Genomic DNA, 24,543 nt, shown 5'->3' with positions numbered 1-24,543 from the left:
TGTGTGCCCGGACCACATGTCCGGGGCCGGCGACCGGGCTTACCGTGATCGCACGATCTCTCCAGGAGGTGCGTCGTGCGCAGGCCGATCACGCTGCTGTCCGCCGGGTTGCTCGCCACCGCGTTGCTCGTCCCGACCGCGTCCGCCGCGCAGCGCTGCGGCCCCGAGGTGCGGGTTCCCGGCGCGGTGCACCAGGAATCGGCGTGCCTGACCGACCTGACCACCACCGGGACGCTCGCCTCGGGACACACCGTGCAGGCCGACTGGGCCGGGCTGACCCCCGCCGACCTGCCCGCACCGGACCCGGTGCCCGGGGTGCAGGTCGACGGCTACTTCCCGGACACCTCGACGACCAACGACCACCACGGCTGGGACCACGACGCCCAGTTCGTGCTGCGGCTGCCCGAGCGCTGGAACGGCGGGCTGGTCGTCACCGGGACCCCGGGCAACCGCAGGCAGTACGCCAACGACCGGGCGATCGCCGACCACGTGCTGGCCGCCGGCTACGCCTTCGCCGCCACCGACAAGGGCAACACCGGCGCCGACTTCCACACCGACGGCAGGCGACCCGGCGACGCCGTGGTGGAGTGGAACCACCGGGTCACCGAGCTGGCCGTCGCCGCCAAGCTCGCCGTCCGGCAGCACTACGGCCGGCCGCCGGCGCAGACCCTCGCGGCCGGGCTGTCCAACGGCGGCTACCTGGTGCGCTGGCAGCTGGAGAACCGGCCGTGGCTCTACGACGGCGGGATCGACTGGGAGGGCACGCTGTGGACGCAGCGCGACAACCTGCTGACGTTCCTGCCCACCGCGCTGCGCGCCCATCCCGAGGGTGACGAACAGGCCCTGCTCGCCGCGGGTTTCGCACCGGGCTCGCACTTCCTGTGGGAGTACCACCACCAGGTCTACTGGGACCTGACGCAGCGGATCTACCGCGAGGAGTTCGACCCCGGCTACGACGGCGACCAGGTGGCCGGGTTCCCGTTCTGCCGCAGCGGGACCCCGCACTGCGACGCCGACTACGACTACGCCTCCCGGCCCGAGGAGGTGCACCGGGCCGTCGAGCGCGTGGCGCTGACCGGCCGCATCGGCAAGCCGCTGATCACCCTGCACGGGACCCTCGACACGCTGCTGCCGATCAGCCGCAGCTCCGACGTCTACGCCGCGATGGTGGCCGAGGCCGGTCGCGGCCACCTGCACCGCTACCACCGCATCGAGGGCGGCAACCACACCGACGGGCTGGTGGACGAGTTCCCCGGGCTGCGCCCGCTCGCCCCGCACTTCCAGGCCGCGTTCGACGAGATGCGGGACTGGCTGCGCCGGTAGCGGTGCGAGGACGGGAACCTTCCTGTCACCCGCCGCGTCAGCCCTGCAGGGCGAGCACGCGCAGGGCCAGCTGGATCTCCAGCGCCCGGTCCGGTGACTGCCAGTCCGCGCCGAGCAGCGACCCGATGCGGTCGAGCCGCTGCACGACGGTGTTGACGTGGACGTGCAGCACGTCCTTGGCGCGGCTGAGGTTCGTCCCGCACGCGAAGTACGCCCGGAGCGTGGCGAGCAGTTCCGTCCCCCGGCGGGCGTCGTAGTCCAGCACGGGGCCGAGCGTGCGCCGCACGAAGCCGTCCAGGTCGGTCTGCTCGCCCAGCAGCACCCCCAGGAAGCCCAGTCCCTCCATCGACGCACCCTCGCCGGTCCGGCCGAGCGCGAGCAACGCCCGCAGGCAGCTGGCGGCCTCGGCGTGCGCCGCCGCGATCTCCCGGGGCCCGTGCGCCGGACCCGCGGCACCCACCGTCACCGGACCGTCCACTGCGGACCGCAGCGTGCCGGCGACGCGGGACGCCAGCGCCCCCGGGTCGGTGTCCGGGACCAGCAGCACCACTTCCTCGGCGTGGATGCCGGCGAGCGCGGCGCAGCGGGCGGCCGCCACCGCCAGGCGGGTGCGCGGCACGCTCTCGGCGTGGGCGATGAGCACGGCGTGCGGTTGCGCCAGGTCCAGGCCCAGCCGCTCGGCCCGCGCCAGCAGCGCCGCCGGGTTGCGCTCGGGCGCGGTGAGCAGGTCGGTGAGCAGCTCCCCGCGCACCTCGTCCTCGGCCTTGGCGACCGAGCGGCGCAGCATGAGCAGCAGCGCGGTGACCACCGCGGCGCGCTCGAAGAGCCGCCGGTCGGCGTCCACCAGGTCACCGCGGCCGGCGAGCACCATGCTGCCGAGCAGTTCCGGCCCGGCCTGCACCGCGCACACCCAACCGTCCGGTGTGGACATCGCGCGTCCGCTCGCGCGCGAGGCCGCGACGGCGGCGGCCGCGGGAACCGGGGGAACCGGGTCGGCGCCGGTCATCTCGGTGCCGTCGGCGTCGAACAGGCCGATCTCGCCGTGCAGGACGTCGGCGACCGCGGCCGCCACCTCGGGCACGTCGGCGCCACGGAGCACCAGGTCCATGAGCCGGTCGTGGGCTTCCTCCGCGCGCCGCAGGGCGGCGCTCTGCTCGCTGATCTCCTCCAGCAGCGCGGCGTTGTCCAGCGCGATCGCGGCGTGGTCGGCCAGCGACGACAGCAGCGCGATCTCGTCCGGGGTGAACTCGCGGCGGGTGCGGTCCGAGGCGTAGAGCACGCCGATGACCTGCTCGCCGAGCGCCAGCGGCACGCCCAGGATCGCGGTCAGGCCCTCGTCGCGGACCGCCGAGTCGATCGGGTGCGTGTGCCGGAACCGCTCGTCGCGGAAGTAGTCGCGGGTCGCGTACGGCTGGGCGGTCTGCGCGACCAGACCGCCCAGCCCCTCCCCCATGCCCAGCGTCACCTTCTGGAACAGCGGCGACACCGACCCGTCGGTGACCCGCACGTAGGTGCGGCCCGCGGCCTCGTCGTTGAGGCTGAGGTAGGAGACGTCGACGCTGAGCAGCGTGCGGGCCCGCCGCACGATCGACCGCAGCACCGCGTCGGTGTCGCGCAGCCTGGCCAGGTCGCTGGCGGTGTCGAACAGCGCGCTGAGCTCGGCCTCCCGCCGCCGGTGCGCGTGGAGGGTGCTGTGGATCCGCAGCGCCAGCGCGGTCGCCCGGCCCAGCCGCGGGTCCTCGACGGCGACGTGCGCCAGCTGCTCGCTGCTGGCGCCGCTGGCGAGCAGTTCGAGCAGCCGGACCACGTCGTCGCTCACCCGCTCATCGTGACACCACGGCCCGCCCCTGCGGGGCGTCCTCGTGCAGGGAACCGCCCGCGGTCTCCCGGGCCACCAGCACCGCCACCACGGTCAGCGCGCACATCGCCACCAGGTAGAGCGAGACCGCGATGGTGCTGCCGAAGTTCTGCAGCAGCGACACCGCGACGATCGGTGCCAGCGCGCCCGCCGCGATCGACGACAGCTGCCCACCGACGGACAGGCCGGTGTAGCGGACCCGGGTGGTGAACTGCTCGGCGAAGAACGCCGCCTGCGGGCCGTACATGGCGCCGTGCAGCAGCAAGCCGATGGTGGTGGCCACCGTGATCACGAGCGGCGACCTGCTGTCCAGCAGCGCGAAGAACGCGAAGCCCCACACCGCGGTCGCCACCGCGCCGAACAGGTACACCGGCTTGCGGCCCACCCGGTCCGACAGCGCACCCCACAGCGGGATGGCCACGAAGTGCAGCACGGACCCGATCAGCACCGCGTTGAGCCCCACCGACTTCGGCAGCTCCAGCGGACCCGTCACGTAGACCAGGATGAACGCGGTGAGCACGTAGTAGGAGACGTTCTCGGCCATCCGCGCCCCGATGGTGATGACCACTTCGCGCCAGTGCGCGCGGAACACCTCCACCACCGGCACGTGCTCGCTGCGCTGCTCGGCCTTGCGCTGCGCCTCCAGGAACACCGGGGATTCGGCGACCGCGAGCCGGATCCACAGGCCGATGACCACCAGCACGCCGGACAGCAGGAACGGGACCCGCCAGCCCCAGGCGAGGAACTGCTCGTCGGACTGCGTCGCGGCCAGCACCGCCAGCACCGCGGTGGCCAGCAGGTTGCCACCCGGCGCGCCGCACTGCGGCCAGGACGCCCACAGCCCGCGCCGGCGGTCGTCGCCGTGCTCGGAGACGATGAGCACCGCGCCGCCCCACTCACCGCCGAGCGCGAAGCCCTGCACCAGGCGCAGCAGGGTGAGCAGGATCGGGGCGAGCGCACCGACCGCGGCGTAGGTGGGCAGCAGCCCCATCGCGCAGGTGGCGCCACCCATCATCAGCAGGCTCACCACCAGCAGCTTCTTGCGACCGACCCGGTCGCCGAAGTGGCCGAACACCAGCCCGCCCAGTGGCCGGGCGATGAACCCGATGGCGTAGGTGGTGAACGCCAGCAGCGTGCCGGTGAGCGGGTCGGCCTCGGGGAAGAACAGCTGGTTGAACACCAGCGCGGCGGCCGACCCGTAGAGGAAGAAGTCGTACCACTCGACGGTCGTGCCGATCAGGCTCGCACCGACGATCCGCGCGATCGAGCCGCCCCGGCGGTCGCCGGGTCTGTTGCTGGCCACAGTGAACACTCCTTCGTGTCAGGCCGGTTCAGGCGGCGGTCCAGCCGCCGTCCATGGGAAGCGACACCCCGGTGACGTGGGCGGCGTGGTCGCCGCACAGCCACCGCACGAGCTCGGCGACCTGCGCCGGGTCGATCAGCTCCTTGAGCGCGGCCCGCCGCAGCAGCACGTCCTCGACCACTTCGGACTCGTCGACCCCGTGCGCGGCCGCCTGGTCGGCGACCTGCGCGCGCACCAGCGGTGTGTCGACGTAGCCGGGGTTGACGCAGTTGCTCGTCACGCCGTGCGCCGCACCCTCCAGAGCGACCACTTTGGACAGTCCTTCGAGGGCGTGCTTGGCGGTCACGTAGCCGGCCTTGTACGCACTGGCGCGCAACCCGTGCACGCTCGAGACGTGCACGACGCGACCCCAGCCCCGTGCGTACATGTGCGGCAGCGCGTTGCGCACGAGCTGGAACGGGGCGGTCACCATCACCTGCTGCATGCGGGTGAAGACGTCCAGGGGGAAGTCCGGCAGCGCGGCGACGTGCTGGAACCCGGCGTTGTTGACCAGGACGTCCACCGCCGCGGGCAGCGCGTCCACCGCCGCGGGGTCGGCGAGGTCCACCACGTGCGCGTGACCCCCGGCCTCCCCGGCCACCTGCTCCGCGGCTGCCCGGTCGCGGTCGACGACGTGCACCTGCGCCCCGTCGGCCGCGAGCGCGTGGGCGCAGGCGCGCCCGATCCCGCTGCCCGCACCGGTCACCAGGGCCACCCGCCCGTCCAGCGCACCGACGTGCCCGTTGTCACTCATGCCGTGGACGGTAAGGCGCTGCGCACGGCTCGACCATGTGCGCGACCACCACAAGTCGGCACCACCTCGTGGTCCTCCCGCCCACACGGCGGGGGTGCGAGCATGGGAACCTTCCTGTCACCCGCGCCGGAAGACCGGCTGCTCGGCGAGTGGGCGGCGGACTGCGGTCCGCGCATGGCCGGCCCCGACGAGATCCGCACGGGGCCGCGGCTGCGCGACGGAGACGGCCCGGGCGGCGATCACCTGGGCACGGTGGCACCGGCCCGACCGGCCCGTGGTGATCACGACCGACGCCGACAACGCCCGGTCGGTCCGGCTCGCCGAGAAGCTCGGGTTCACGCTGGTCGACCGCCGCCGGCTCGACGGTCGGCGGGAACCCGAGCTGGAGTTCCGGCTGGCCGCGCCGCACCGGGGCTGACGGCCGCCCGAGGTGAGGATGGGAACCTTCCTGTCACCGATGTCGGGAACCGGCTGCTCGGCGAAGGGCGGTGGACTACCGTCCACGGGATGGTCGAGCCAGCAGAGATCCGCACTGACCGGCTGGTGATGCGCCGGCTGCGAACGGCCGACACCGACGCGTTCGTCGCCCTGCACAGCGCCCCGGAGGCCCACCCGCACGACGGTTGGTCCCGACGAACCCCGGAGCAGGCGCTCGAGCTGCTCGACTGGTTCCTGGACGACTGGAGCACCGACGGCATCGGGTACTGGACGATCCGGCTCGCCGACACCGGTGAGGTGATCGGCTTCGGCGGCGTCCGGCACGCGTGGGAGGTCGGCGAACACGTGCTGAACCTCGCCTACCGGCTCTGGCCGAGCGCGTGGGGCAACGGCTACGCGCTGGAGATGGCCCGGGAGGCCCTGCGCTGGGCGCACCAGCACCGCCCCGAGCGGCCCGTGGTGATCGTGACGGACACCGGCAACGCGCCCTCGGCGCGCGTCGCCGAGAAGCTCGGCTTCACGCTGCACCTGGAGCGGCACCGCGACGGCCGACCGGAGCTGGTGTTCCGGTCGACGTGAGCATGGGAACCTTCCTGTCACCACCGCGCCCGGCGAGCGGGGTCAGGAACTGACGATGGTGACCTGCCGGGTCTCCGCCGGGCCGTCCCAGGTGCGCGGCAGCGGCGTCGGCACCTCCGGCGCCACCGTCCGCACGATCGCGTCGAGCGCGGCCTCGGCCTTGCCGACCCACAGGTGCTTGGTGTCGGGGAACCCGGTCACCACGGCCTGCGGGATGGCGGCGAAGCGCTTCCGCGCCTCCTCGGGCCGCAGGTAGTCGTCGAACTCCGGCACCAGCGCGTGCACCGGCTTGCCCGACTCGCCCCAGGCGCGCAGGTGCTCCTCGGTGCTCCAGCGCAGCGGCGGGGAGATGAGCACCGCGCCCTCCACCAGCGGGTCCAGGCCGTGCACCAGCGTCAGGTCGGTGCCGAACGACCAGCCCACCAGCCACACGTGCGGCAGGTCGTGGAACTCGGCGTACTCCAGCGCCGCGGCCACGTCGAACCGCTCGGCGTCGCCGCCGTCGAAGCTGCCCTCGCTGCGGCCCGCCTCGCTGGCCGTGCCGCGCGTGTTGAACCGCAGCACCGCGAGGTCGGCCAGCGCCGGCAGCCGGAACGCCGCCTTGCGGTAGATGTGCGAGTCCATCATGCCGCCGTGGGTGGGCAGCGGGTGCAGGCAGATCAGCGTGGCCCGCGGCGGCCGGGACTCCGGCAGGGCGAGCTCACCGACGAGCTTCAGGTCGTCGGCGGTGTGCAGGGTGATCGGCTCGCGGCGCGCGGGCAGCACGGTGTTGGCGCGGATCTCGGTGCTCATCGTCCCCGATCCTGCCACGGACGGGTGGCCGAGACGGTGTGACGTGCGCTAGGACCAGCGCCGGGTGGGTCCGCGGCGGGTGCGCGCGTTCCAGCAGCCGCTGTGCCAGTGGCGGCGCTCCTCGACACCACCGAGTGCCGCGCTCGGCCACGCCACCACGTGCGCGACACCCGGCCGGATCTCGTGGTCGCAGCCGGGGCACCGGTAGAGCTTGGTGGCCTGCGCCGCCGGGACGGTGCGCACCATCCACTCGCCGTCCGGGCCGTGCTCGACGCGGGACGCACCGAAGACCGTGCCCACCGCGCGGTGGCTGGTGTCCACGGTCGGGCGGCGGCGCGGGCGGTTCCGTCGAGGCACGCCCACCACCGTAACTTCCGGGCTACCGGGCGGGTGTCGGCAGGTGCGGCCACGCCTGCTCGGCCAGGCCGCGGGCGAACTCGCAGGCGTCGACGCCGGTCATCCCCGGCACGGCGACCACCAGCTGCGCAACCTCGACCTGCCCGTCGGCGCCGAACGGGCGGTGCCCGGTCTCGGCCGAGCACAGCGGCACCCGCGGGTCCCCGCCGACCACGCTGACCACGGTGCGCCGCCCGGCGATCTCCTCCTCGACGGCGGCCCCGTGCAGGACCTGCGGCGGGTCGCCCGCGGTGTGCGTGAGCTGCACGCGCGGCGCGTCCGCGGCCCGCTCGCCCCAAGAGCACTGGTGCCCGGCGGGACTCGGCCGCCCCTGGGCCTCCTCGAGGCCCGGGACCTGCCGCACCGCAGCGGAGTCCAGCACCTGGCACGGGTCGAGGAGGGCCAGCGAGCCCTCCGGGAACTGCCGGTGCCCGACGCGGTGCTGCTCCAGCGCGGCCACAGCCGCCTCCGCGCCGGCCTCGGCGATGCCGCACAGCCCGCCACCCGGCTCGCCCACCAACAGGTCGGCGCTGACCTGCAGCGCCAGGCCGTCGGCGAACGCGACCTGCCGGGTGCAGTGCCCCGGCAGCGGCGCGTTCTGCACGATCCGCAGCGGACCGCGCGGCACCACCGGATCATCCCGCCGGCCCGGGTCGGCGGCGACGAGCTCACCGACCGCGAGCTGCACCAGCGTCCCGTCCGGAGGTGTGACGTGCAGCAGGCAGTAGTCCAGCGAGACGGTCGCCGCGGGCTCGGTGTCGCCGAACTCCCGCAGCGCGGCGGGATCGGTGAGCGTGCACGGGTCCACTGTGCGCAGATCACCGAGGAAGGCCTGCGCGGTGGCCGCTGCGCCGCGGTCCGGCGCGGCGGGCGCCTGCGGTGGTCCGCCGGGCGCGCACCCCGTCACCAGCAGGACCCAGAGCACCAGCAGCGGCAGACCTCGGTGGCGGGAGCGCGGCGTCACCGAACCACCCTAACCCGGCGCGCCGCCCGCGGAGGGTGCGCGCCGGGAGGGTCCTCACTCGTCGAAGTCGCGCCCCGCCAGGTCGACGATGCGCTCGATCGCCCGGCGCGCGTCGGGCCCGCTGGCGTGCAGGGTGATCCGGTCGCCCTTGCGCGCCCCGAGCCCCATCACGCCGAGGACGCTGGTCGCGTCGGCCTCGTGGTCCCGGAGCGTGATCTTCACGGTGGCCTGCAGGTCGGCGATGCTGCGGGCCAGCAGCGCCGCCGGGCGGGCGTGCAGGCCGACCTCGTTGGTCAGCTCCAGCTCCTCGCGGACCTCGTCCGTCGGCGGCGCCGGCGCCGCCTGCTCGGCGGTTCCCCCGCCGGCTGACGCCTCCTCCGCGGCCCGGGCGACCGCGGACATCTCCGCGCCGCCCTGGGCGGCGACGGCCGCCGCGACAGCCCCCTCCACCAGCGGGGCGTCCACGACCAGCGCGGTGCTCGGGTCGCCGAGCGACTCCACCGCGAGCTCGGCGACCATCTGGGCGCTGCCCAGGTCGTAGAGCACCACCGCGCCCGAACCGGTGTTGGCGTCCGACAGGGCCGCGGAGACCTTCTCGAAGTCGGTGCCCACGCCGCCGTCCGGCAGCCCGCCGGCGGGGACCACCCGCACGTCGGGCGCCATCTGCTGGGCGAGTTCCACGACGCCCTCGGCCAGCGGGGCGCTGTGCGAGACGATGACCAGTCCGACGCTCATGAGCGGGCACCTCCGGCTTCGGCGAAGGCGGACAGCAGCAGTGCGGTCGAGCGCGCGCCCGGGTCGATGTGCCCGGCGCTGCGCTCCCCGAGGTAGGACGCGCGGCCCTTGCGGGCCACCAGGGGTTCGGTGGCCTGCGCGCCCCGGTGGGCGGCTTCGGCTGCCGCGGCCAGCACCTTCGCCGGGCCCTCCCCGGCCTCGGCGGCGTTCTTGGCCGCGTCCACCGCCGGGACCAGCGCGTCGACCATGGTCTTGTCCCCGGCTTCGGCGCGCCCGCGGGCGACCACGCCCTCCAGCCCGGCCTGCACCGCCTTGGCCACCGCCGCGCCGTCCAGCTCCGTCGCGTCACCGACGGCGGCCGCGGCGCGCAGGAACGCCGTGCCGTACAGCGGCCCGGAGGCGCCGCCGACGGTGGAGATCAGCACCGTGGCGCACAGCTTGAGCACCGCGCCGGGCGTCTCCGGCTTGGAGGTCTCGGCCTTGAGCGCCACCGCGCGGAAGCCGCGGTCCATGTTCTCCCCGTGGTCGGCGTCGCCGATCGCGCGGTCCAGTTCGACCAGTTCGTCGCGGTGTTCTGCGACGGTGGCCGCCCCGGCCCGCAGCGCCGCGATCACGTCGTGTGCAGTGCAACCCATCCGGTGCCTCTCCCTCACCAGTGCAGCGCGGCGGTGCGCACCGGCGCGTCCCAGAGCTCGGTGAGCTCGTCGTCCAGCTTCAGCAGGGTCAGGCTCATGCCCTGCATCTCCAGGCTCGTGATGTACGGGCCGACCAGCCGCCGACGCACCTGGACGCCGCGCTCGGCCAGCAGCCGCTCGGCGATGCCGTGCGCCAGGTAGAGCTCCAGCAGCGGGGTGCCGCCCATCGAGTTGGTGAACAGCAGCACCTCGTCGCCGGACTCGAACGGCAGGTCCTCCAGGATCGGCTCCAGCAGCCGGCGCACGATCTCGTCGGCGGAGACCAACGGCTCCCGGGCCCGGCCGGGCTCGCCGTGGATGCCGATCCCGATCTCCATCTCGTCGGCCGCGAGCTCGAAGCTGGGCACCCCGGCGTGCGGCACGGTCGGCGCGGTCAGGGCCATGCCCATCGACCGCACCCGCGCCACGACCCGGCGGGCGAGCTCCTCGCAGCGGTCCAGGTCAGCGCCCTGCTCAGCCGCCGCGCCGACGATCTTCTCCAGCAGGACCGTACCGCCCACGCCGCGCCGCCCCGCGGTGTGGGTGGAGTCCTTGACCGCCACGTCGTCGTCGACGATGACGCTGCGCACGTCGGCGCCCTCGAGCCCGGCCAGCTCCGCGGCGGTCTCGAAGTTGAGCACGTCGCCGGTGTAGTTCTTGACCACCAGCAGCACGCCCGCACCCGAGTTCGTCGCCTCGATCGCGGCCTGCACCGCGTCCGGGGTCGGCGAGGTGAACACCGCTCCCGGCACGGCCGCCGCCAGCATCCCGGGGCCGACGAAGCCCGCGTGCAGCGGCTCGTGGCCGGACCCGCCGCCGGACACCACCGCGACCTTGCCGGACACCGGCGCGTCCGCGCGCACCACCAGCGCCGGGTCGGTCCGGACCCGCAGCAGGTCGGGGTGCGCTGCGGCCATGCCCTGCAGCGACTGCTCGACCACCGTCGCCGGGTCGTTGATGATCTTCTTCACCCGCTGGCCTCCTCACCTGCGCCGCTCGCCGCCGCGCCGCGTGCTCGTCGTCCGGGCGGCACCGCTGCCGTCCCCCGCCGCCCGGCCCGGGGGTGCGAGAGCAAGGGAACCTTCCTGCCACCCTCGACGCAAGCCCAAGCGGACGAGAGGTCCGTCAGCGCCCGCGCACCACCTTGACCAGCCGCACCAGGCGACGCATGGTGCCCTTCGACCGGCCGAAGTTCATCGGGTTCAGCGGGATCCGGTACCGGAGGCGGGTGACCGACTGCGGCCGGGCGAACTCGCGCAACCCGTCGGCCCCGTGGATGCGGCCGAACCCGGAGTCGCCGACCCCTCCGAACGGCAGCGCGGGCACCCCGGCGAAGGCGACCACCGAGTTGATCGACACCATGCCGGTGCGCAGCCGCCGCGCCAGCTCCGCGCCCCGCGCGCGGGAGAACACCGCAGCGCCGAGCCCGTAGCGGGTGGCGTTGGTGCGGGCCACCGCCTCGTCGACGTCGCGGACCCGCTGCACGACGATGGTGGGGCCGAAGGTCTCCTCGGTGACCGCGAGGGAGTCCTCGGGCACGTCGGTGAGCACCACCGGTTCCACGAACGGCGGGCGCACCGAGTGCTCGCCACCGACCACCGCCCGGCCGCCGCGCTCCAGCGCGTCGTCGATGTGGCTGCGGATGACGTCCACCTGCGAGGGCATGGTGATGGGACCGAAGTGGGCGCCCGGCTCCCCGCCCGGCCGCAGCTTCCCGGCCCGCTCGGTGACCATCTCCACGAAGCGGTCGGCGACCGCCTCGACCACGTACACCCGCTCCACGCCGATGCAGGTCTGCCCGGCGTTGGACATCGCGCCCCACACCGCGGCGTCCGCGGCCGCGGTCAGGTCGGCGTCGGCGTCGACGATCAGCGCGTCCTTGCCGCCGCACTCGACCAGCACCGGCACCAGGTTCTCGGCGCAGGAGGCCATCACCCGCTTGCCGGTGGCGGTGGAGCCGGTGAAGGCGACCTTGTCCACCCCGGACGTGCACAGCGCCGCACCGGTCTCCCCGAACCCGGTCACCAGCCGGAACACCGGGTGGTCCGGCACCGCCTCGGCGAAGCTGTCGACCAGCCACTGGCCGACACCGGGGGTGAGCTCGCTGGGCTTGAACACCACCGCGTTGCCCGCGGCGAGCGCGTAGGCGATGGAGCCCATCGGCGTGAACGCCGGGTAGTTCCAGGGGCCGATCACCCCGATCACGCCGTAGGGCAGGTACTCGACGGTGGCGGTCTGGTTGGCCATCAACACGCCGGAGGACACCTTGCGGCGCTTGAGCACCTTCTCGGCGTTGCCGGCCGCCCAGTGCAGGTGGTCGATCACCAGGACCAGTTCGAGCCGCGCGTCGTCGAGCGGCTTGCCGGTCTCCGCGCAGATCACCCCGGCCAGCTCGTCCACGCGCCGGGCCAGCTGCTTGCGCCAGGCGTCGAGCCGCTGCTTGCGGCCGGAGAACCCGAGCTCGGCCCAGGCCTCCTGCGCCTCGCGGGCGGCAGCCACGGTGGCCTCGACCTCGTCCGCGGAGTGGACCGGGTGGCGCCCCACGACCTCGCCGGTGCGGGGGTCGATCGATTCGAACGTCGGGGGCTCCGCGCTGGCCGCGGGCGGAACGTCGACGCCGCCTCGGGCGGTCTGGGTCATGGCCGGCCTCCCACCTTTACGTCGGTCGTTGTCATCGTGCAGCCTACGGAATCCGGGAGCTCACCGGGACGTCAAGCCGCAGGCAGCTTCGATCTCACCTGCTGGGCGAGCTTCACCGCGCTGCCGCAGGGGTCCATCGGGACCCGCTGCGCGTTGGAGATCTCGACGTGCACGAACTCGGTCCCCGACGGGGTCCTGCGGTGCTCCCACTCGACCGAGCAGGCGGGCGGGTCGGTGCGGACCTGCACCGTGCTCGGCGCCCCGCCCAGGTCGGCCAGTGGCGGGGGCGGCACCCCCGGCGGGACGTCGCTGCGCTGCATGGTCCCGAGCTCGAAGCGCACCGTCGCCGCGACACCGTTCTCGGCGAACCACCGGCACTCGTACAGCCCGCGGCCGCCGCTGGCGTCCGGGGTGCCGCCGGCCACGGCGTCGCGCAGCACCACGGGGTCGGCGACCTCGCAGGGCGCGAAACCGGCCAGCCCGCCCGAGGCCCGCGCGTTCACCGGCGGCCCGGTGCGCACCACCTCGATGACGTCGGTGAGCAGCTGCACCGCCGGCGAGCAGACGTCCTCGTGCTCCGCGGCGAGCTGGACCGCCACCCCGCGGGCGCTGCCGAACCGCTCCAGGTCACCGCCGGTGTGCGCGGCGCTGACGAAGCAGGTCCCGGAGTTCTCGGTGATCTGGGCGGGCAGGCCGCCGATGCGGTGGCGGCTCGGGTCCTGCACCTCGAAGTCGAAGTAGAGGGTCACGCTGAAGTCGCGACCCTCGTGGTCGTGCATGAAGTTCGAGCAGCTGTCGAGCCCATTCGGCAGGAACGCGGGATCGGGCCGCCCGTACCGCTCCAGACCAGCGGCGCGCAGCGTGCCGCACACGTCGACCCCGCGCAGCCGTTCCGGCGCGAACGCCGGGTCCAGCAGCGCGTCCGGTTCGTCCACCGGGACATCGGGCAGCTCGACGGTCCGCCTGGCGGACACGGTCGGCTCGATCCCGGGCGCTGACGCGCAACCGGCCACGGCCAGCGCGCTGAGCAGCACGGCGATCAAGGACACAGGTCGGAACACGCGATCACACTAGCGATCGGTGCGCGTTCCCGGAGGGAGAACCGGAGGTTCGGGCGACACGACGACGGCGCCCGTACCCGGAGCGTGCGGGCGCCGTCACCAGGGGTGCTCAGCTCTCGGTGGGTTCCTCGGGGACGGTGATGGGGCGCAGGCGGGCCCAGGTGAGGAAGACGGCGGCGAAGACGAGCATGCCGATCCCGGCCCAGAGGTTGATGTTGACACCTGCGGACTTCTCCGCCTCGGGCTGGACGACGCCGACCACGACCAGCACCACCCCGTAGACGGCGAACAGCAGCGCGATGACCGAGCGGATGTCGAACGCACCCGCGGTGCGCGCGGAACCTGAAGACATGACCTGCGACCTCCCGTGTCAGGCGAAGACGATGTTGAGCACGACCACCAGCACCAGCGCGATCCCGGCCAGCAGCCCGGGCCGCCGGTACCAGCCGGCGTCCTCCCCGCTGGTGGAGGCCTGCAGCTGCGCCTTCGGCGTCAGCGAGTACACCAGCCCGGCCAGCTCCGCCTCCGGCTTCGGCCGGGTGGCCAGGCTGACCACCACACTGACGGCGATGTCGACCACGAACGCCACCCCGGCCCCGACGAAGCTGGCGCCCTGTCCGGGCAGGTCGATCACCCCGGACTCCGACATCGCGAACACCACCACCGCCGCCGCGGTGCCCAGCACCAGACCCGACCAGCCGGCGTGCGGGGTCATCCGCTTCCAGAACATGCCCAGGATGAACGTGGCGAACAACGGCGCGTTGAAGAACGAGAACAACTGCTGCAGGTAGTCCATCAGGTTCGAATACCCCGAAGCGATGAACGCCGTGCCCACCGCCGCCAGCGTGGCCCCCACCGTGACCCACCGGCCCATCCGCAGGTAGTAGCCATCCGCCCGGTCCCGCACCACGTAGGACTGCCAGATGTCATAGGTGAACACCGTGTTGAACGACGACAGGTTCGCCGCCATCCCCGCCATGAACGACGCCAGCAACCCCGCCAACGCGACACCGAGGATCCCGTTGGGCAGCAGGTCCCGCATCAACAACAGGATCGCGTCGTTGTAGTCCACCGGCGCCCCCTCCGGCGCCCCCGCCTGCTTGTAGGCCCCCAGCTCCGGGATCACCACCGCCGCGACCATCCCCGGGATGATCACGATGAACGGGATGAACATCTTCGGGAACGCCCCGATGATCGGCGTGCGCTGCGCCGCCGACATGCTCTTCGACGCCATCGCCCGCTGCACCTCGACGAAGTTCGTCGTCCAGTACCCGAACGACAGCACGAACCCCAGACCGAACACCAACCCCACCACGCTCCAGAACGGGTTGGCGAACCCGGTCAACTCCGTACCCGGCCACGCCGACAACTGCTCACCCCCACCCGGACCGGCCGTGACCTTCTCCACCAGCCCCTGCACACCACCGACCTTGACCAACCCCACGATCGTCAACGGCAACAACGCCGCCACGATCACGAAGAACTGCAACACCTCGTTGTAGATCGCCGCCGACAGACCCCCCAACGCCGTGTAGGACAACACGATCGCCGCCGCGATCAACACCGACACCCACAACGGCCACCCCAGCAACGCGTTCACGATCGACGCCAACAGGTACAGGTTCACCCCCGCGATCAACACCTGCGCCACCGCGAACGAGATCCCGTTGACCAGATGCGCCGCCCGACCGAAACGCCGCAACATGAACTCCGGGACACTGCGCACCCGCGACCCGTAGTAGAACGGCATCATCACCACGCCCAGGAACAGCATGGCCGGCACCGCACCCACCCAGAAATAGTGCATCGTCGGCATCCCGTACTCCGCACCATTCGCCGACATGCCGATGATCTCGATCGCACCCAAGTTCGCCGAGATGAACGCCAACCCCGTCACCCACGCCGGCAACGCACGACCCGACAAGAAGAAATCCAGACTCGTCGACACCGCACGCCGCGCCAAGTACCCGATCCCCAGCACGAACACGAAGTACAACGCCAACAACACATAATCGACGGCATTCGCGTCCAGCAAGCGCCCCTGGGCCAGCAGCACCGCTACCCCTCCTCCAGACCCAACAAAGTCCAACGACAACCACCACTCGGCAACCGCAGCCGGACAGTACCGCACAGTGCCTGAGCTCACACCGGCCCGATATCAATTCGTTGGAACCGCCGCCTGGATCGATCATCCACCTGGTCAGGCGCGACCATGCGAGTGATATCGCGGAGCGCAACCTCCGATCTACAGATCGTGACCGGTACCGTCTCCAGTAGTACTCGCACAGCGGCCGAGGGGGAAGCTGTGAACGCCCGAGTGGACTTGGCGATCGTCGCTGCACTCACGGACGACCTGGCCGAGCGGGTCGACACCGACCCCGCGCGATCGGCCGCCTTCTTGCGGCACCTGGCCGAGCTGGTCGTCCCGTGGTCGGCGCTCCGGCTGGGTGCCTGCCGCACCTGCGGCCACCCCGACCGGACCTGAGCCCAGGCGCCGACGCCCGCCAGCAGGGTGTCGACCACGCGCACCGCCAGCTCGTCGACGTCACCACCGGCCCGCCCGTCCTCGGCGGCCGCGGAGACCAGCACGCAGCAGACCCGCCGCGCCCCCCTGGCGGGTCCACGTCCGCCGCGCAGCGCACCGGAGTCCCCGGCGCGCCGGACGAGCCGCAGGCACGTCTGGGCGCACCTCGTCGTGGCTGCGGGCGACCTCTCCGACGGCGGTCCGGCTCACCGCGTAGCCCCAGTCGACCTCCACCCGCAGCACGTCGGAGAGCCCCGACGGGCACGGCGCGGAGGTGGCGGCCTCCCCCGGCACCCCGCTGGACGAGCTGCTCGCCCAGCTCCCCGCGAACGCGGGCCCGACCACCGGACGACCGGTCGACCCGGCCGAGGTCGCGGCGCTGGTGGCCTTCCTCGCCTCACCGCACGCGACGAGCACCGCGGGCGCCGACCAGCTCGTCGACGGCGGCGCCGTCCAGACGGCCTGACGTGAGCATGGGAACCTTCCTGTCACCGACAGCCGGGAGGTTCCCGCTCAGCGGGCCGAAGCGGATCAGAACAGCCGGTACTCGTCCGGCTCGATGCCGCGCAGCTTGTCGTAGTCCAGGATCACGCAGCGGATGCCGCGGTCCTCGGCCAACGTGCGCGCCTGCGGCTTGATCTGCTGCGCCGCGAACACCCCGGTCACCGGCGCCAGCAGCGGGTCGCGGTTGAGCAGCTCCAGGTAGCGGGTCAGCTGCTCGACGCCGTCGATCTCGCCGCGCCGCTTGATCTCCACCGCCACGCTGGCGCCGTTGGCGTCCCGGCACATCAGGTCCACCGGGCCGATCGCGGTCGGGTACTCGCGGCGCACCAGCGTCCAGCCCTCGCCCAGCGTGGTCACGTGCTCGGCCAGCAGCTCCTGCAGGTGCGCCTCGACGCCGTCCTTGACCAGGCCCGGCTCGGCGCCCAGCTCGTGCTTGGAGTCGTGCAGGATCTCGTCGATGGTGATCACGAGCTTCTCGCCGGCCTTGTTCTGCACCGTCCAGACGCCGGGGTCCTCGATCAGCCAGCACGGCGGGCTCATCCAGTTCAACGGCTTGTAGGCCCGGTCGTCCGAGTGCACCGACACCGAACCGTCGGCCTTCACCAGCAGCAGGCGCTGCGCCATGGGCAGGTGCGCGGTGAGGCGGCCGACGTAGTCCACCTGGCAGCGAGCAATGACGAGTCGCACCCGGCACAGGGTACGGCGTCGATCGAGACGGCCGGCACGGGTGTGGCCGACCGCCGGTGCCCCAGGTCGGACCTCGGCCTTCCCGCTGGGCGAGATACCGTTACCGCTCGTGTCTGCCGCACGGAGCCTGTTGCGCGTCAAACCCGCTGAGCAACTCACCGACGAGGGGGCGCACACCCAGCTGCGCCGCACCCTCGGCCTGGTCCCCCTGGTGGCGCTCTCGGTCGGAGCCACCCTCGGGACCGGGATCTTCGTGGTGCTGGCCGAGGCCGCCCCGGCCGCCGGTCCCGCGGTGGTCGTCTCGTTCGTGCTGGCCGGACTGGCGGCGCTGTGCTCGGCCCTGTCCTACGCCGAACTCGCCGGCAGCGTCCCGGTGTCCGGCTCGGCCTACTCCTACACCTACGCCACGCTCGGCGAGATCGTCGCCTGGATCTGCGGCTGGTGCCTGCTGCTGGAGTACGGCGTGTCCGTCGCGGCGGTCGCGGTCGGTTGGGGCGGCTACCTCAACGAGTTCCTGCAGGGCACCCTCGGCGTCGCCATCCCGGAAGCGCTGTCCGCGCCGCCCGGTGAGGGCGGGCTGGTCAACGTGCCGGCCGCGCTCATCGTCCTGCTCGCCACGTTCGTGCTGCTGCGGGGCGTGCGGGAGAGCGCGCGGGCCACCACGGTCACCACGCTGCTCAAGATCGTCGTGCTGGTGTTCTTCGTCGCGGTCGCGATCACCGGGTTCGACTCGGACAACATGACGCCGTTCGCACCCGCCGGGTTCGCCGGGATCTCGGTGGGCGCCTCGGCCGTGTTCTTCTCCTTCATCGGCTTCGACGCCGCCTCCACCGCCGGCGAGGAAGCCCGCAACCCGGGACGGGACCTGCCCCGCGCGATCATCCTGTCGCTGGCCATCGTCACCGCGGTCTACGTGCTGGTCGCCTTCGCCGCCGTCGGCGCGGTCGGTGTCGACGTGCTCTCCGGGTCCGACGCCTCGCTGGCCGCCGCGCTGCGCATCGTGACCGGGCAGGGCTGGCCGTCGGTTGTGCTCGCGTTCGGCGCGGTGGTCGCCATCGCCTCCGTGGTCCTGACCGTCCTCTACGGGCAGACCCGGATCCTGGTGTCGATGTCCCGCGACGGCCTGGTACCGAGCGTGCTGTCGAAGGTGGACGAGCGCGCGGTGCCGGCGCACAACACCCTCGTGGTCGGTGCCGTGGTGGCCGTGCTGGCCGCGGTGGTGCCGCTGAACCAGCTCGCCGAGGCGACCAGCATCGGCACCCTGGTGGCGTTCGGCCTGGTCAACATCGGCGTCGTGGTCCTGCGCCGGACCCGCCCGGAGCTGCCCCGCAGCTTCCGGACCCCGCTGATGCCGTGGGTCCCGCTGCTGGGCCTGGCGCTGTGCGCGTACCTGATCTCCGGCCTCGACGCGGTCACCTGGCTGACCTTCGCGGTGTGGACCGCGATCGGCCTGGCGGTGTACTTCGGCTACGGGCGCCGCCACTCCAAGCTGAACCGCACCCCCACCGCCGGGTGAGCTCCGCGCGGCGGGGGTGACAGGAAGGTTCCCATCCTCACGTCACCGGCCGCGCCCGCGGACCGCGCGCCCGGAGCCGGACCGCCGTGGGCGCAGTCCCGTGGATTTCACCTGATCACGCGACACCGCGATGCGTGCGAACGCGTGTTCGACGCGGGATCATGGGGGCATGGCACCGCTGACGAGCACCGACGCAGCCGAGGGCACCGCCATCCGGGCCCGGTCGGCAGCGGTGCCCTGCGCCGACGCCGACGTGGTCGCCCGGGTCCAGGAGCCGGAGCGGTCCATGCGGGCGGCCATGTTCGAGCGGCTCCAGCTGATCACCGAAGCCGAGCACCGGGGCCTCTTCGGGAAGCAGGGCGCACGGTCGACGCCCGCCTGGCCGCAGGGGCTGCTCGACATCGACCACCGCGACGCCAAGGGGCGGGTCACCGCGCCGCGCGCCGTCGAGGACCGCAGGACGCTGTGCGGCGATCCCCGGTCGCGACCGGCCACCGGGCACGCCGGACGGGCACCACATCGTCTCCCGGTCGGACGGCGGGCCGACCGAGCTGTCCACCGTGGTCGTGCTCTGCGGCCACCACCACCGCACCGTGCACTCCCAGCGCTGGGAGACCGCGGTGCGGGACGGGCGCCCCAGCTCCACCTCGCCATCCACAGTGGACCTGTCACGCACACCGCGCCAGGTGGCCGCGCGGCACCGGTCCAGCACCGGGCGCTCATCGAGCAGCAGCTGCGCAGACCGCGCGGCGGAGCGGACGCGCTCGCGAGCGCCGGCGAACGCGTCACCCCCGCGCGCCCGCGGTCGGGCACCATGTCCGCATGGAGCAGACGAGCAGCCGCGAGGTGTACGCGAACCCGTGGATGTCGGTGCGGGAGGACGGAGTGCGCCGGCCGGACGGGTCCGAGGGGATCTACGGGGTGGTCGACAAGCCCAGCTACGCGCTGGTGATCCCGCTCGACGGGGACCAGCTCCACCTGGTCGAGCAGTACCGCTACCCGCTGGGCATCCGCCGCTGGGAGTTCCCGCAGGGCACCGCGCCAGACCGGCTCGACGTCGACCCCCTCGAGCTCGCCGCCCGCGAACTGCGGGAGGAGACGGGCCTGCGGGCGGAGAACCTCGTCGAACTCGGACTCCTGGACGTCGCACCGGGCATGTCCAGCCAGCGCGGCCGCGTGTTCCTGGCGACCGGCCTGACCGTCGGCCAGCACGAGCGGGAGCACGAGGAGCAGGACATGCGCGCCGCGTGGTTCTCGCGCGCCGAGTTCGAGAAGATGGTCTCCGCCGGGGAGATCACCGACGCCCAGTCCATCGCCGCCTACGCCTTGCTGCTGCTGCACGAGCGGCGGACCGCGGGCTGAGCGTCAGGCCTCCTCCAGCACCGACCGCAGGAACCGGCGGGTGCGCTCGTGCTCCGGGCACTCGAACAGCTCCTCCGGCGGCTTGTCCTCCACGATCCTCCCCTGGTCGAACATGAGCACCCGGTCCGAGACGTCGCGGGCGAACTTCATCGCGTGCGTCACGCACAGCATCGTGATGTCGCTGCTGCGCGCCACGTCGCGCAGCACGTCGAGCACCTCGGCCGCCAGCTCCGGGTCCAGCGCCGAGGTGATCTCGTCCAGCAGCAGCACGTCCGGGCGCATCGCCAGCGCCCGGGCGATCGCCACCCGCTGCTGCTGCCCACCGGACAGCTGCGCCGGGTAGGCGTCCAGCTTGTCCGCCAAGCCCACCAGCTCCAGCAGCTCCCGCGCCCGCTGCCGCGCCTCCTCCACCGGCAGGCCCAGCACGTGCACCGGCGCCTCAGTGACGTTGCGCAGCACCCGCATGTTCGGGAACAGGTTGAACTGCTGGAACACCATGCCGATGCGCTTGCGCACCGCGCGCAGGTGCTTCTCGTCCGCGGGGACCAGGCGGCCGCCCCGCCGCACGTGCGTCAGGCACTCGCCGCCGACGTGGATCGTGCCGCCGTCGACCCGCTCCAGGGTCATCAGCAGCCGCAGGATCGTCGTCTTGCCCGACCCGCTCGGCCCGATCAGGGTCACCCGCTGCCCCGGCTGCACCGCGAAGTCGAGCTCGTCGAGCACCACGGTGTCCCCGAACCGCTTGACCACGCGGTCGAAGCGGATCATGTCCTCAGGCTCCGACACGGCGTTCCACCCTCCGCACCAGCACCGACGCCGGGTAGCTCAGCAGCAGGAAGCAGATGCCCGCCAAGGTCAGCGGCTCGACGTAGCGGTAGGCGTCGGACCCCGCCTCCTGCGCCGCGCCCACCAGGTCGAGCACGCCGATGGCCAGCAGCAGCGGCGTCTCCTTGAACATCGAGATCGTGCAGTTGCCCAGCGCGGGCAGCACGCGCGGGATCGCCTGCGGCAGCACCACGCTCGTCCACACCCGCCGGGACGGCAGGCTCAGCGCCGTCGCCGCGTCCCACTGCCCGCGCGGCACCCCCTCGATCCCCGCGCGGTAGACCTCGGCCGCGTAGCAGGCGTAGTGCACACCGAGACCGAGGACACCGGTGGCCAGCGAGGAGAACCGCAGGCCGATGCCCGGCAGCACGTTGAACAGGAAGTACAGCTGCACCAGCAGCGGGGTGCTGCGCACGAACTCGATGAACAGCCAGGTCGCGCGGCTGACCGCCCGGATCGGCGAGCGCCGCAGCAGGGCCAGCAGCAGGCCGAGCGCGAACGCGACGACCGACCCGAGCACGGTGGCCTCGAAGGTCACCAGCAGGCCGCGCAGGACGTCCGGGACGACCCGGCCGGTGAACTCCCAGTCCCAGACCACCTAGACCGCCCCGTCCGCACCTCGGCCGAGCGCCTTCCCCGGCTCGACGGGCCGGCGCCCCACCCCGGCGGCCGCCCGCCGCTCCAGCGCCCGCACCACCACCGTGATCAGCACGGCCAGCACCAGGTACATCACCAGCATCAGCACGTAGATCAGCGCGGTCTGCCCGGTGAAGTTCGGCTCGAGGACGTCGCGGCCCTGGTAGGTGATGTCGTGCACGAAGATCAGCGACAGCAGGGCGCTGCTCTTGAGCAGCTGGATGAACAGGTTGCCGAACGGCGGGACCATCTCCACCACCGCCTGCGGCAAGATGACCCGCCACATCCGCTGCGCCCGGGAGAAGCTCAACGCGATGGCGCACTCGTGCTGCTCCCGCGGCACCGCCTGCACGGCACCCCGCACGATCTCCCCGCCGTAGGCGCCGTGGTTGAGGCCGAGCACCAGGATCCCCGCCCACAGCGGCAGCAGCTCGAAACCGACCAGCAGCGGCAGTGCGAAGAAGATCCAGAACAGCTGCACGACCTCCGAGGTGCCGCGCCAGACCTCGACGTAGGTGCGCGCGATGACCCGCACCCACCGCCGCGGCGAGAGCATCCCCAGCCCGGCGACCAGCGACAGCACGACGCACAGCACGATCCCGCCCAGCGTCGCGACCACCGTCGCCGGCACGCCCTGCAGCAGCACCCGGAGGAAGTGCCCGAGGTTGTCGAACATGCCCGCTCCCGTCAGCTAGCGGCGCACAACGCCTCCGTGGTCACGTCGGGAGGCGGCACGTTCTCCTGGGTGAACCCGAACGGGCTGGCGATGCGCACCCACTCACCACTGTCGTGGAGGGCCTTCAGCTCGGTGTCGAACGCCTCGCGCAGCCCGGTGTCGTCCGTGCGGAACACGAAGGCGCCGGCCTGCACCTCCGGCTTGCCGTCGATGACTGGGGTGAAGCTGGGGGTGACCTCGACCGGGGCACCGGGGTTCTTCTGCACCAGGTCGTGCAGCGAGATGCCGGTCAGCGCGGCGCAGTAGACGCGCTTGTTGACCACGGCCTGCAGCAGCGCGTTCTGCGAGTCGAAGACCTGCAGCTGCGACTCCGGCACGCCCGAGCGCTGGGCGTAGTCCTTCTCCACGGCGCCGCTGAGGACCGCGACGGCGAGGTTCTTGCGGACCACGTCCTCGAAGGTGGCGACGCCCTCCGGGTTCCCGCTCGGCACCAGGAACGCCGTGGGCGCGACGTAGTCGGGGATGGAGAACGCCGCGTTCTTGCAGCGCTCGGGGGTGATGAACATGCCGGCGGCGACCACGCTGAACTTGCCCGCGTTGAGCGCCGGGATCAGCTGGTTGAAGTCGACCTGCGTGGCCTGCACGTCGCCGACGCCGAGGCGGCGGAACACCGCGCGGGCGACCTCGGGCGCCTCTCCGGTGACCCGGCCGGTCTCGTCGGTGAAGCCGTACGGCGCTTCCCCGGCGATGCCGACCTGCACGGTGCCCGACCGGCGGGCCTCCTCGAGCGGGTCCCCTCCCCCGCCATCACCGGTCCGGGTGCAGCCGAGCACGCCCCCGCCCAGCACCAGCAGGCCGGTCCCCGTCAGGAACTCGCGACGCGTCCACCCGCTGCCCGCCATGACCATCGCCCCCTCGTTCCGGAAGCCGGGCTACCGCCCATGGTCGGGCCAAGTGCGGGGGCGTGCATCACCAGCTCAGTCGGTCACGCGTTCGATCTCCGCGCCGAGGCTGCGCAGGTTCTCCACGAAGTTCGGGTAGCCGCGGTCGATGTGGAAGACGTCCCACACCTCGGTCACGCCGTCGGCGCACAGCCCCGCCAGGACCAGGCCCACGCCGGCCCGGATGTCGGTCGCCCACACCGGGGCGCTGGACAGCCGCTCCTGCCCGCGCACGACCGCGTGGTGGCCGTCGGTGCGCGCGTCCGCGCCCATCCGCACCAGCTCCTCGATGAACCGGAACCGCGACTCGAACAGGTTCTCGGTGATCATCGAGGTGCCGTCGGCGACCGCGGACAGCGCCAGCGCCATCGGCTGCAGGTCCGTCGGGAAGCCTGGGTAGGGCAGCGTCACGAAGTCCACCGCAGTGGGGCGGCGCTGCATCAGCACCCGGAAGCTCTCCTCGCTGGTGGTCACCTCGGCACCGGCGGTGCGCAGCTTCTCCAGCACCAGGTTGACGTGCCGCGGGTCGACCCCGCGCACCGTGATGTCACCGCGGGTGGCCGCCGCGGCGAACGCCCAGGTCGCGCCCACGATCCGGTCGCCGATCACGCGGTGCTCGACGGCCTTGAGCGACGACACCCCGTGCACCGTCAGCGTGGACGTGCCGGCGCCCTCGATCTTGGCGCCCATCTGCTGCAGCATCACGCACAGGTCGACGATCTCCGGCTCGCGCGCGGCGTTGTCGATCACCGTGGTGCCCTCGGCCAGCACCGCGGCCATGAGGATGTTCTCCGTCGCGCCCACGCTCGGGAAGTCCAGCCAGATCTGGGCGCCCTGCAGGTTCTCGGCCTCGGCCACCACCGCGCCGTGCTCGATGTGGCTGGTGGCGCCCAGCTGGCGCAGGCCGTTCTGGTGCATGTCCAGCGGCCGGGACCCGATCGCGTCCCCGCCGGGCAGGGTCACGACCGCGCGGCGGCAGCGCGCCACCAGCGGCCCCAGCACGCACACCGAGGCGCGCAGCTTGCCCATGGACGGCGACACCGCCTCGTGGCTGATCGTCGCCGGGGTGGTGATGCGCACCGTCCCGCCGTCGATCGACACCTCGCAGCCGAGGCTGCGCAGCACGTCGGCCATCAGCGGGACGTCGAGGATCTCCGGGCAGTTGACGATCGTCGTCGTGCCCTCCGCCAGCAGCGCGGCAGCCATGAGCTTCAGCACGCTGTTCTTCGCACCGACCACGTCGACCTCGCCGACGAGACGGGCTCCGCCGTGTACCCGGAAGTGCTCACTCACGAGCATCGAGGTTACGGCCCGCC

General features: G+C 72.8%; 27 protein-coding genes. 7 read left to right on the top strand and 20 right to left on the bottom strand.

Annotated elements, in window-relative coordinates; all coding sequences use genetic code 11:
- The first annotated feature begins 93 nt into the window (after window positions 1–93).
- Window positions 94–1,323, top strand: a complete 1,230-nt coding sequence (locus HNR68_RS08245) for a tannase/feruloyl esterase family alpha/beta hydrolase (protein ID WP_179724776.1) — start codon at window positions 94–96, stop codon at window positions 1,321–1,323.
- A 37-nt stretch (window positions 1,324–1,360) separates the two neighbouring features.
- Here HNR68_RS08245 and HNR68_RS08240 read toward each other — a convergent pair whose 3' ends face one another.
- The 3 genes from HNR68_RS08240 to HNR68_RS08230 are packed head-to-tail and all read right to left on the bottom strand — an operon-like array spanning window position 1,361 to window position 5,277.
- Window positions 1,361–3,142, bottom strand: a complete 1,782-nt coding sequence (locus HNR68_RS08240) for a GAF domain-containing protein (protein ID WP_179719196.1) — start codon at window positions 3,140–3,142, stop codon at window positions 1,361–1,363.
- Between the two features lie 4 nt (window positions 3,143–3,146).
- On the bottom strand, window positions 3,147–4,484 hold the full coding sequence (locus HNR68_RS08235) for an MFS transporter (RefSeq protein ID WP_179719194.1): 1,338 nt from the start codon (window positions 4,482–4,484) through the stop codon (window positions 3,147–3,149).
- 28 nt (window positions 4,485–4,512) lie between these two features.
- Window positions 4,513–5,277 carry a 3-hydroxybutyrate dehydrogenase gene (locus HNR68_RS08230; protein ID WP_179719192.1) on the bottom strand — a complete coding sequence of 255 codons (765 nt, stop codon included), beginning with the start codon at window positions 5,275–5,277 and terminating at the stop codon, window positions 4,513–4,515.
- Between HNR68_RS08230 and HNR68_RS08225 the strand changes: the two genes are divergently transcribed.
- Entirely contained in the window at window positions 5,276–5,695 is a 420-nt protein-coding gene (locus tag HNR68_RS08225; protein WP_179719190.1) for a GNAT family N-acetyltransferase, read from the top strand. The genes HNR68_RS08230 and HNR68_RS08225 overlap by 2 nt on opposite strands.
- A gap of 89 nt (window positions 5,696–5,784) precedes the next feature.
- Window positions 5,785–6,294, top strand: a complete 510-nt coding sequence (locus HNR68_RS08220; protein ID WP_179719188.1) for a GNAT family N-acetyltransferase — start codon at window positions 5,785–5,787, stop codon at window positions 6,292–6,294.
- Between the two features lie 42 nt (window positions 6,295–6,336).
- Here HNR68_RS08220 and HNR68_RS08215 read toward each other — a convergent pair whose 3' ends face one another.
- From HNR68_RS08215 to HNR68_RS08170, 10 genes are all read right to left on the bottom strand, one after another.
- Complete coding sequence (locus HNR68_RS08215; protein WP_179719186.1) at window positions 6,337–7,086, bottom strand: alpha/beta hydrolase; 750 nt, start codon at window positions 7,084–7,086, stop codon at window positions 6,337–6,339.
- A 48-nt stretch (window positions 7,087–7,134) separates the two neighbouring features.
- Window positions 7,135–7,443 carry a hypothetical protein gene (locus HNR68_RS08210; protein ID WP_179719184.1) on the bottom strand — a complete coding sequence of 103 codons (309 nt, stop codon included), beginning with the start codon at window positions 7,441–7,443 and terminating at the stop codon, window positions 7,135–7,137.
- Between the two features lie 22 nt (window positions 7,444–7,465).
- Entirely contained in the window at window positions 7,466–8,446 is a 981-nt protein-coding gene (locus tag HNR68_RS08205) for a DUF3558 family protein (protein WP_179719182.1), read from the bottom strand.
- A gap of 54 nt (window positions 8,447–8,500) precedes the next feature.
- The gene (dhaM, locus tag HNR68_RS08200) at window positions 8,501–9,181 is read right to left on the bottom strand and encodes a dihydroxyacetone kinase phosphoryl donor subunit DhaM (RefSeq protein ID WP_179719180.1); all 681 of its coding nucleotides are present in this window, start codon (window positions 9,179–9,181) and stop codon (window positions 8,501–8,503) included.
- Entirely contained in the window at window positions 9,178–9,816 is a 639-nt protein-coding gene (gene dhaL, locus HNR68_RS08195; RefSeq protein WP_179719179.1) for a dihydroxyacetone kinase subunit DhaL, read from the bottom strand. The genes dhaM and dhaL overlap by 4 nt, the downstream gene beginning before the upstream one ends.
- A gap of 14 nt (window positions 9,817–9,830) precedes the next feature.
- On the bottom strand, window positions 9,831–10,826 hold the full coding sequence (dhaK, locus tag HNR68_RS08190; protein WP_179719177.1) for a dihydroxyacetone kinase subunit DhaK: 996 nt from the start codon (window positions 10,824–10,826) through the stop codon (window positions 9,831–9,833).
- 154 nt (window positions 10,827–10,980) lie between these two features.
- Window positions 10,981–12,495, bottom strand: a complete 1,515-nt coding sequence (locus HNR68_RS08185; protein ID WP_179719175.1) for an aldehyde dehydrogenase family protein — start codon at window positions 12,493–12,495, stop codon at window positions 10,981–10,983.
- Window positions 12,496–12,566: 71 nt separating this feature from the next.
- Window positions 12,567–13,556, bottom strand: coding sequence for a hypothetical protein (locus tag HNR68_RS08180; RefSeq protein ID WP_179719173.1), 990 nt, complete (start codon window positions 13,554–13,556; stop codon window positions 12,567–12,569).
- Between the two features lie 109 nt (window positions 13,557–13,665).
- On the bottom strand, window positions 13,666–13,908 hold the full coding sequence (locus tag HNR68_RS08175) for a hypothetical protein (RefSeq protein WP_179719171.1): 243 nt from the start codon (window positions 13,906–13,908) through the stop codon (window positions 13,666–13,668).
- Window positions 13,909–13,926: 18 nt separating this feature from the next.
- Window positions 13,927–15,609 (bottom strand): sodium:solute symporter family protein, encoded by a 1,683-nt coding sequence (locus tag HNR68_RS08170; RefSeq protein ID WP_179724774.1) that lies wholly within the window; start codon window positions 15,607–15,609, stop codon window positions 13,927–13,929.
- 252 nt (window positions 15,610–15,861) lie between these two features.
- Here HNR68_RS08170 and HNR68_RS08165 point away from each other — a divergent pair, with 252 nt between their 5' ends.
- Both HNR68_RS08165 and HNR68_RS08160 read left to right on the top strand, forming a co-directional pair.
- Entirely contained in the window at window positions 15,862–16,041 is a 180-nt protein-coding gene (locus tag HNR68_RS08165; RefSeq protein ID WP_179719169.1) for a hypothetical protein, read from the top strand.
- 313 nt (window positions 16,042–16,354) lie between these two features.
- Entirely contained in the window at window positions 16,355–16,546 is a 192-nt protein-coding gene (locus tag HNR68_RS08160) for an SDR family oxidoreductase (RefSeq protein WP_179719167.1), read from the top strand.
- Between the two features lie 65 nt (window positions 16,547–16,611).
- On the opposite strand, the gene nucS is transcribed toward HNR68_RS08160, so the two are convergent.
- Window positions 16,612–17,271 (bottom strand): endonuclease NucS, encoded by a 660-nt coding sequence (gene nucS, locus HNR68_RS08155; RefSeq protein ID WP_179719165.1) that lies wholly within the window; start codon window positions 17,269–17,271, stop codon window positions 16,612–16,614.
- Between the two features lie 109 nt (window positions 17,272–17,380).
- Here nucS and HNR68_RS08150 point away from each other — a divergent pair, with 109 nt between their 5' ends.
- A complete protein-coding gene (locus tag HNR68_RS08150) occupies window positions 17,381–18,787 on the top strand; it encodes an amino acid permease (protein ID WP_343049996.1) in 1,407 nt (468 codons plus the stop codon).
- Window positions 18,788–18,946: 159 nt separating this feature from the next.
- On the opposite strand, the gene HNR68_RS08145 is transcribed toward HNR68_RS08150, so the two are convergent.
- Window positions 18,947–19,111 carry a hypothetical protein gene (locus HNR68_RS08145; RefSeq protein ID WP_179719161.1) on the bottom strand — a complete coding sequence of 55 codons (165 nt, stop codon included), beginning with the start codon at window positions 19,109–19,111 and terminating at the stop codon, window positions 18,947–18,949.
- 498 nt (window positions 19,112–19,609) lie between these two features.
- Between HNR68_RS08145 and HNR68_RS08140 the strand changes: the two genes are divergently transcribed.
- Window positions 19,610–20,149, top strand: coding sequence for an NUDIX domain-containing protein (locus HNR68_RS08140; RefSeq protein ID WP_179719159.1), 540 nt, complete (start codon window positions 19,610–19,612; stop codon window positions 20,147–20,149).
- A gap of 3 nt (window positions 20,150–20,152) precedes the next feature.
- Here the strand turns inward: HNR68_RS08140 and ehuA are convergent, their stop codons facing one another.
- The 5 genes from ehuA to murA form a co-directional block, all read right to left on the bottom strand.
- On the bottom strand, window positions 20,153–20,917 hold the full coding sequence (gene ehuA / locus HNR68_RS08135) for an ectoine/hydroxyectoine ABC transporter ATP-binding protein EhuA (protein ID WP_179724772.1): 765 nt from the start codon (window positions 20,915–20,917) through the stop codon (window positions 20,153–20,155).
- Between the two features lie 4 nt (window positions 20,918–20,921).
- Window positions 20,922–21,572: an ectoine/hydroxyectoine ABC transporter permease subunit EhuD gene (gene ehuD, locus HNR68_RS08130; RefSeq protein WP_179719157.1), complete on the bottom strand. Its 651-nt coding sequence runs from the start codon at window positions 21,570–21,572 to the stop codon at window positions 20,922–20,924.
- Window positions 21,573–22,286: an ectoine/hydroxyectoine ABC transporter permease subunit EhuC gene (gene ehuC / locus HNR68_RS08125; RefSeq protein ID WP_179719155.1), complete on the bottom strand. Its 714-nt coding sequence runs from the start codon at window positions 22,284–22,286 to the stop codon at window positions 21,573–21,575.
- An 11-nt stretch (window positions 22,287–22,297) separates the two neighbouring features.
- Complete coding sequence (gene ehuB / locus HNR68_RS08120; protein WP_179724770.1) at window positions 22,298–23,188, bottom strand: ectoine/hydroxyectoine ABC transporter substrate-binding protein EhuB; 891 nt, start codon at window positions 23,186–23,188, stop codon at window positions 22,298–22,300.
- Window positions 23,189–23,263: 75 nt separating this feature from the next.
- On the bottom strand, window positions 23,264–24,520 hold the full coding sequence (murA, locus tag HNR68_RS08115) for a UDP-N-acetylglucosamine 1-carboxyvinyltransferase (RefSeq protein WP_179719153.1): 1,257 nt from the start codon (window positions 24,518–24,520) through the stop codon (window positions 23,264–23,266).
- Window positions 24,521–24,543: the final 23 nt, after the last annotated feature.

The organism is Saccharopolyspora hordei (assembly GCF_013410345.1).
Classification (GTDB): domain Bacteria; phylum Actinomycetota; class Actinomycetes; order Mycobacteriales; family Pseudonocardiaceae; genus Saccharopolyspora; species Saccharopolyspora hordei.
Note: the sequence above shows the minus strand (reverse complement) of the source record. Positions and strands in the feature narration are given on the sequence as shown.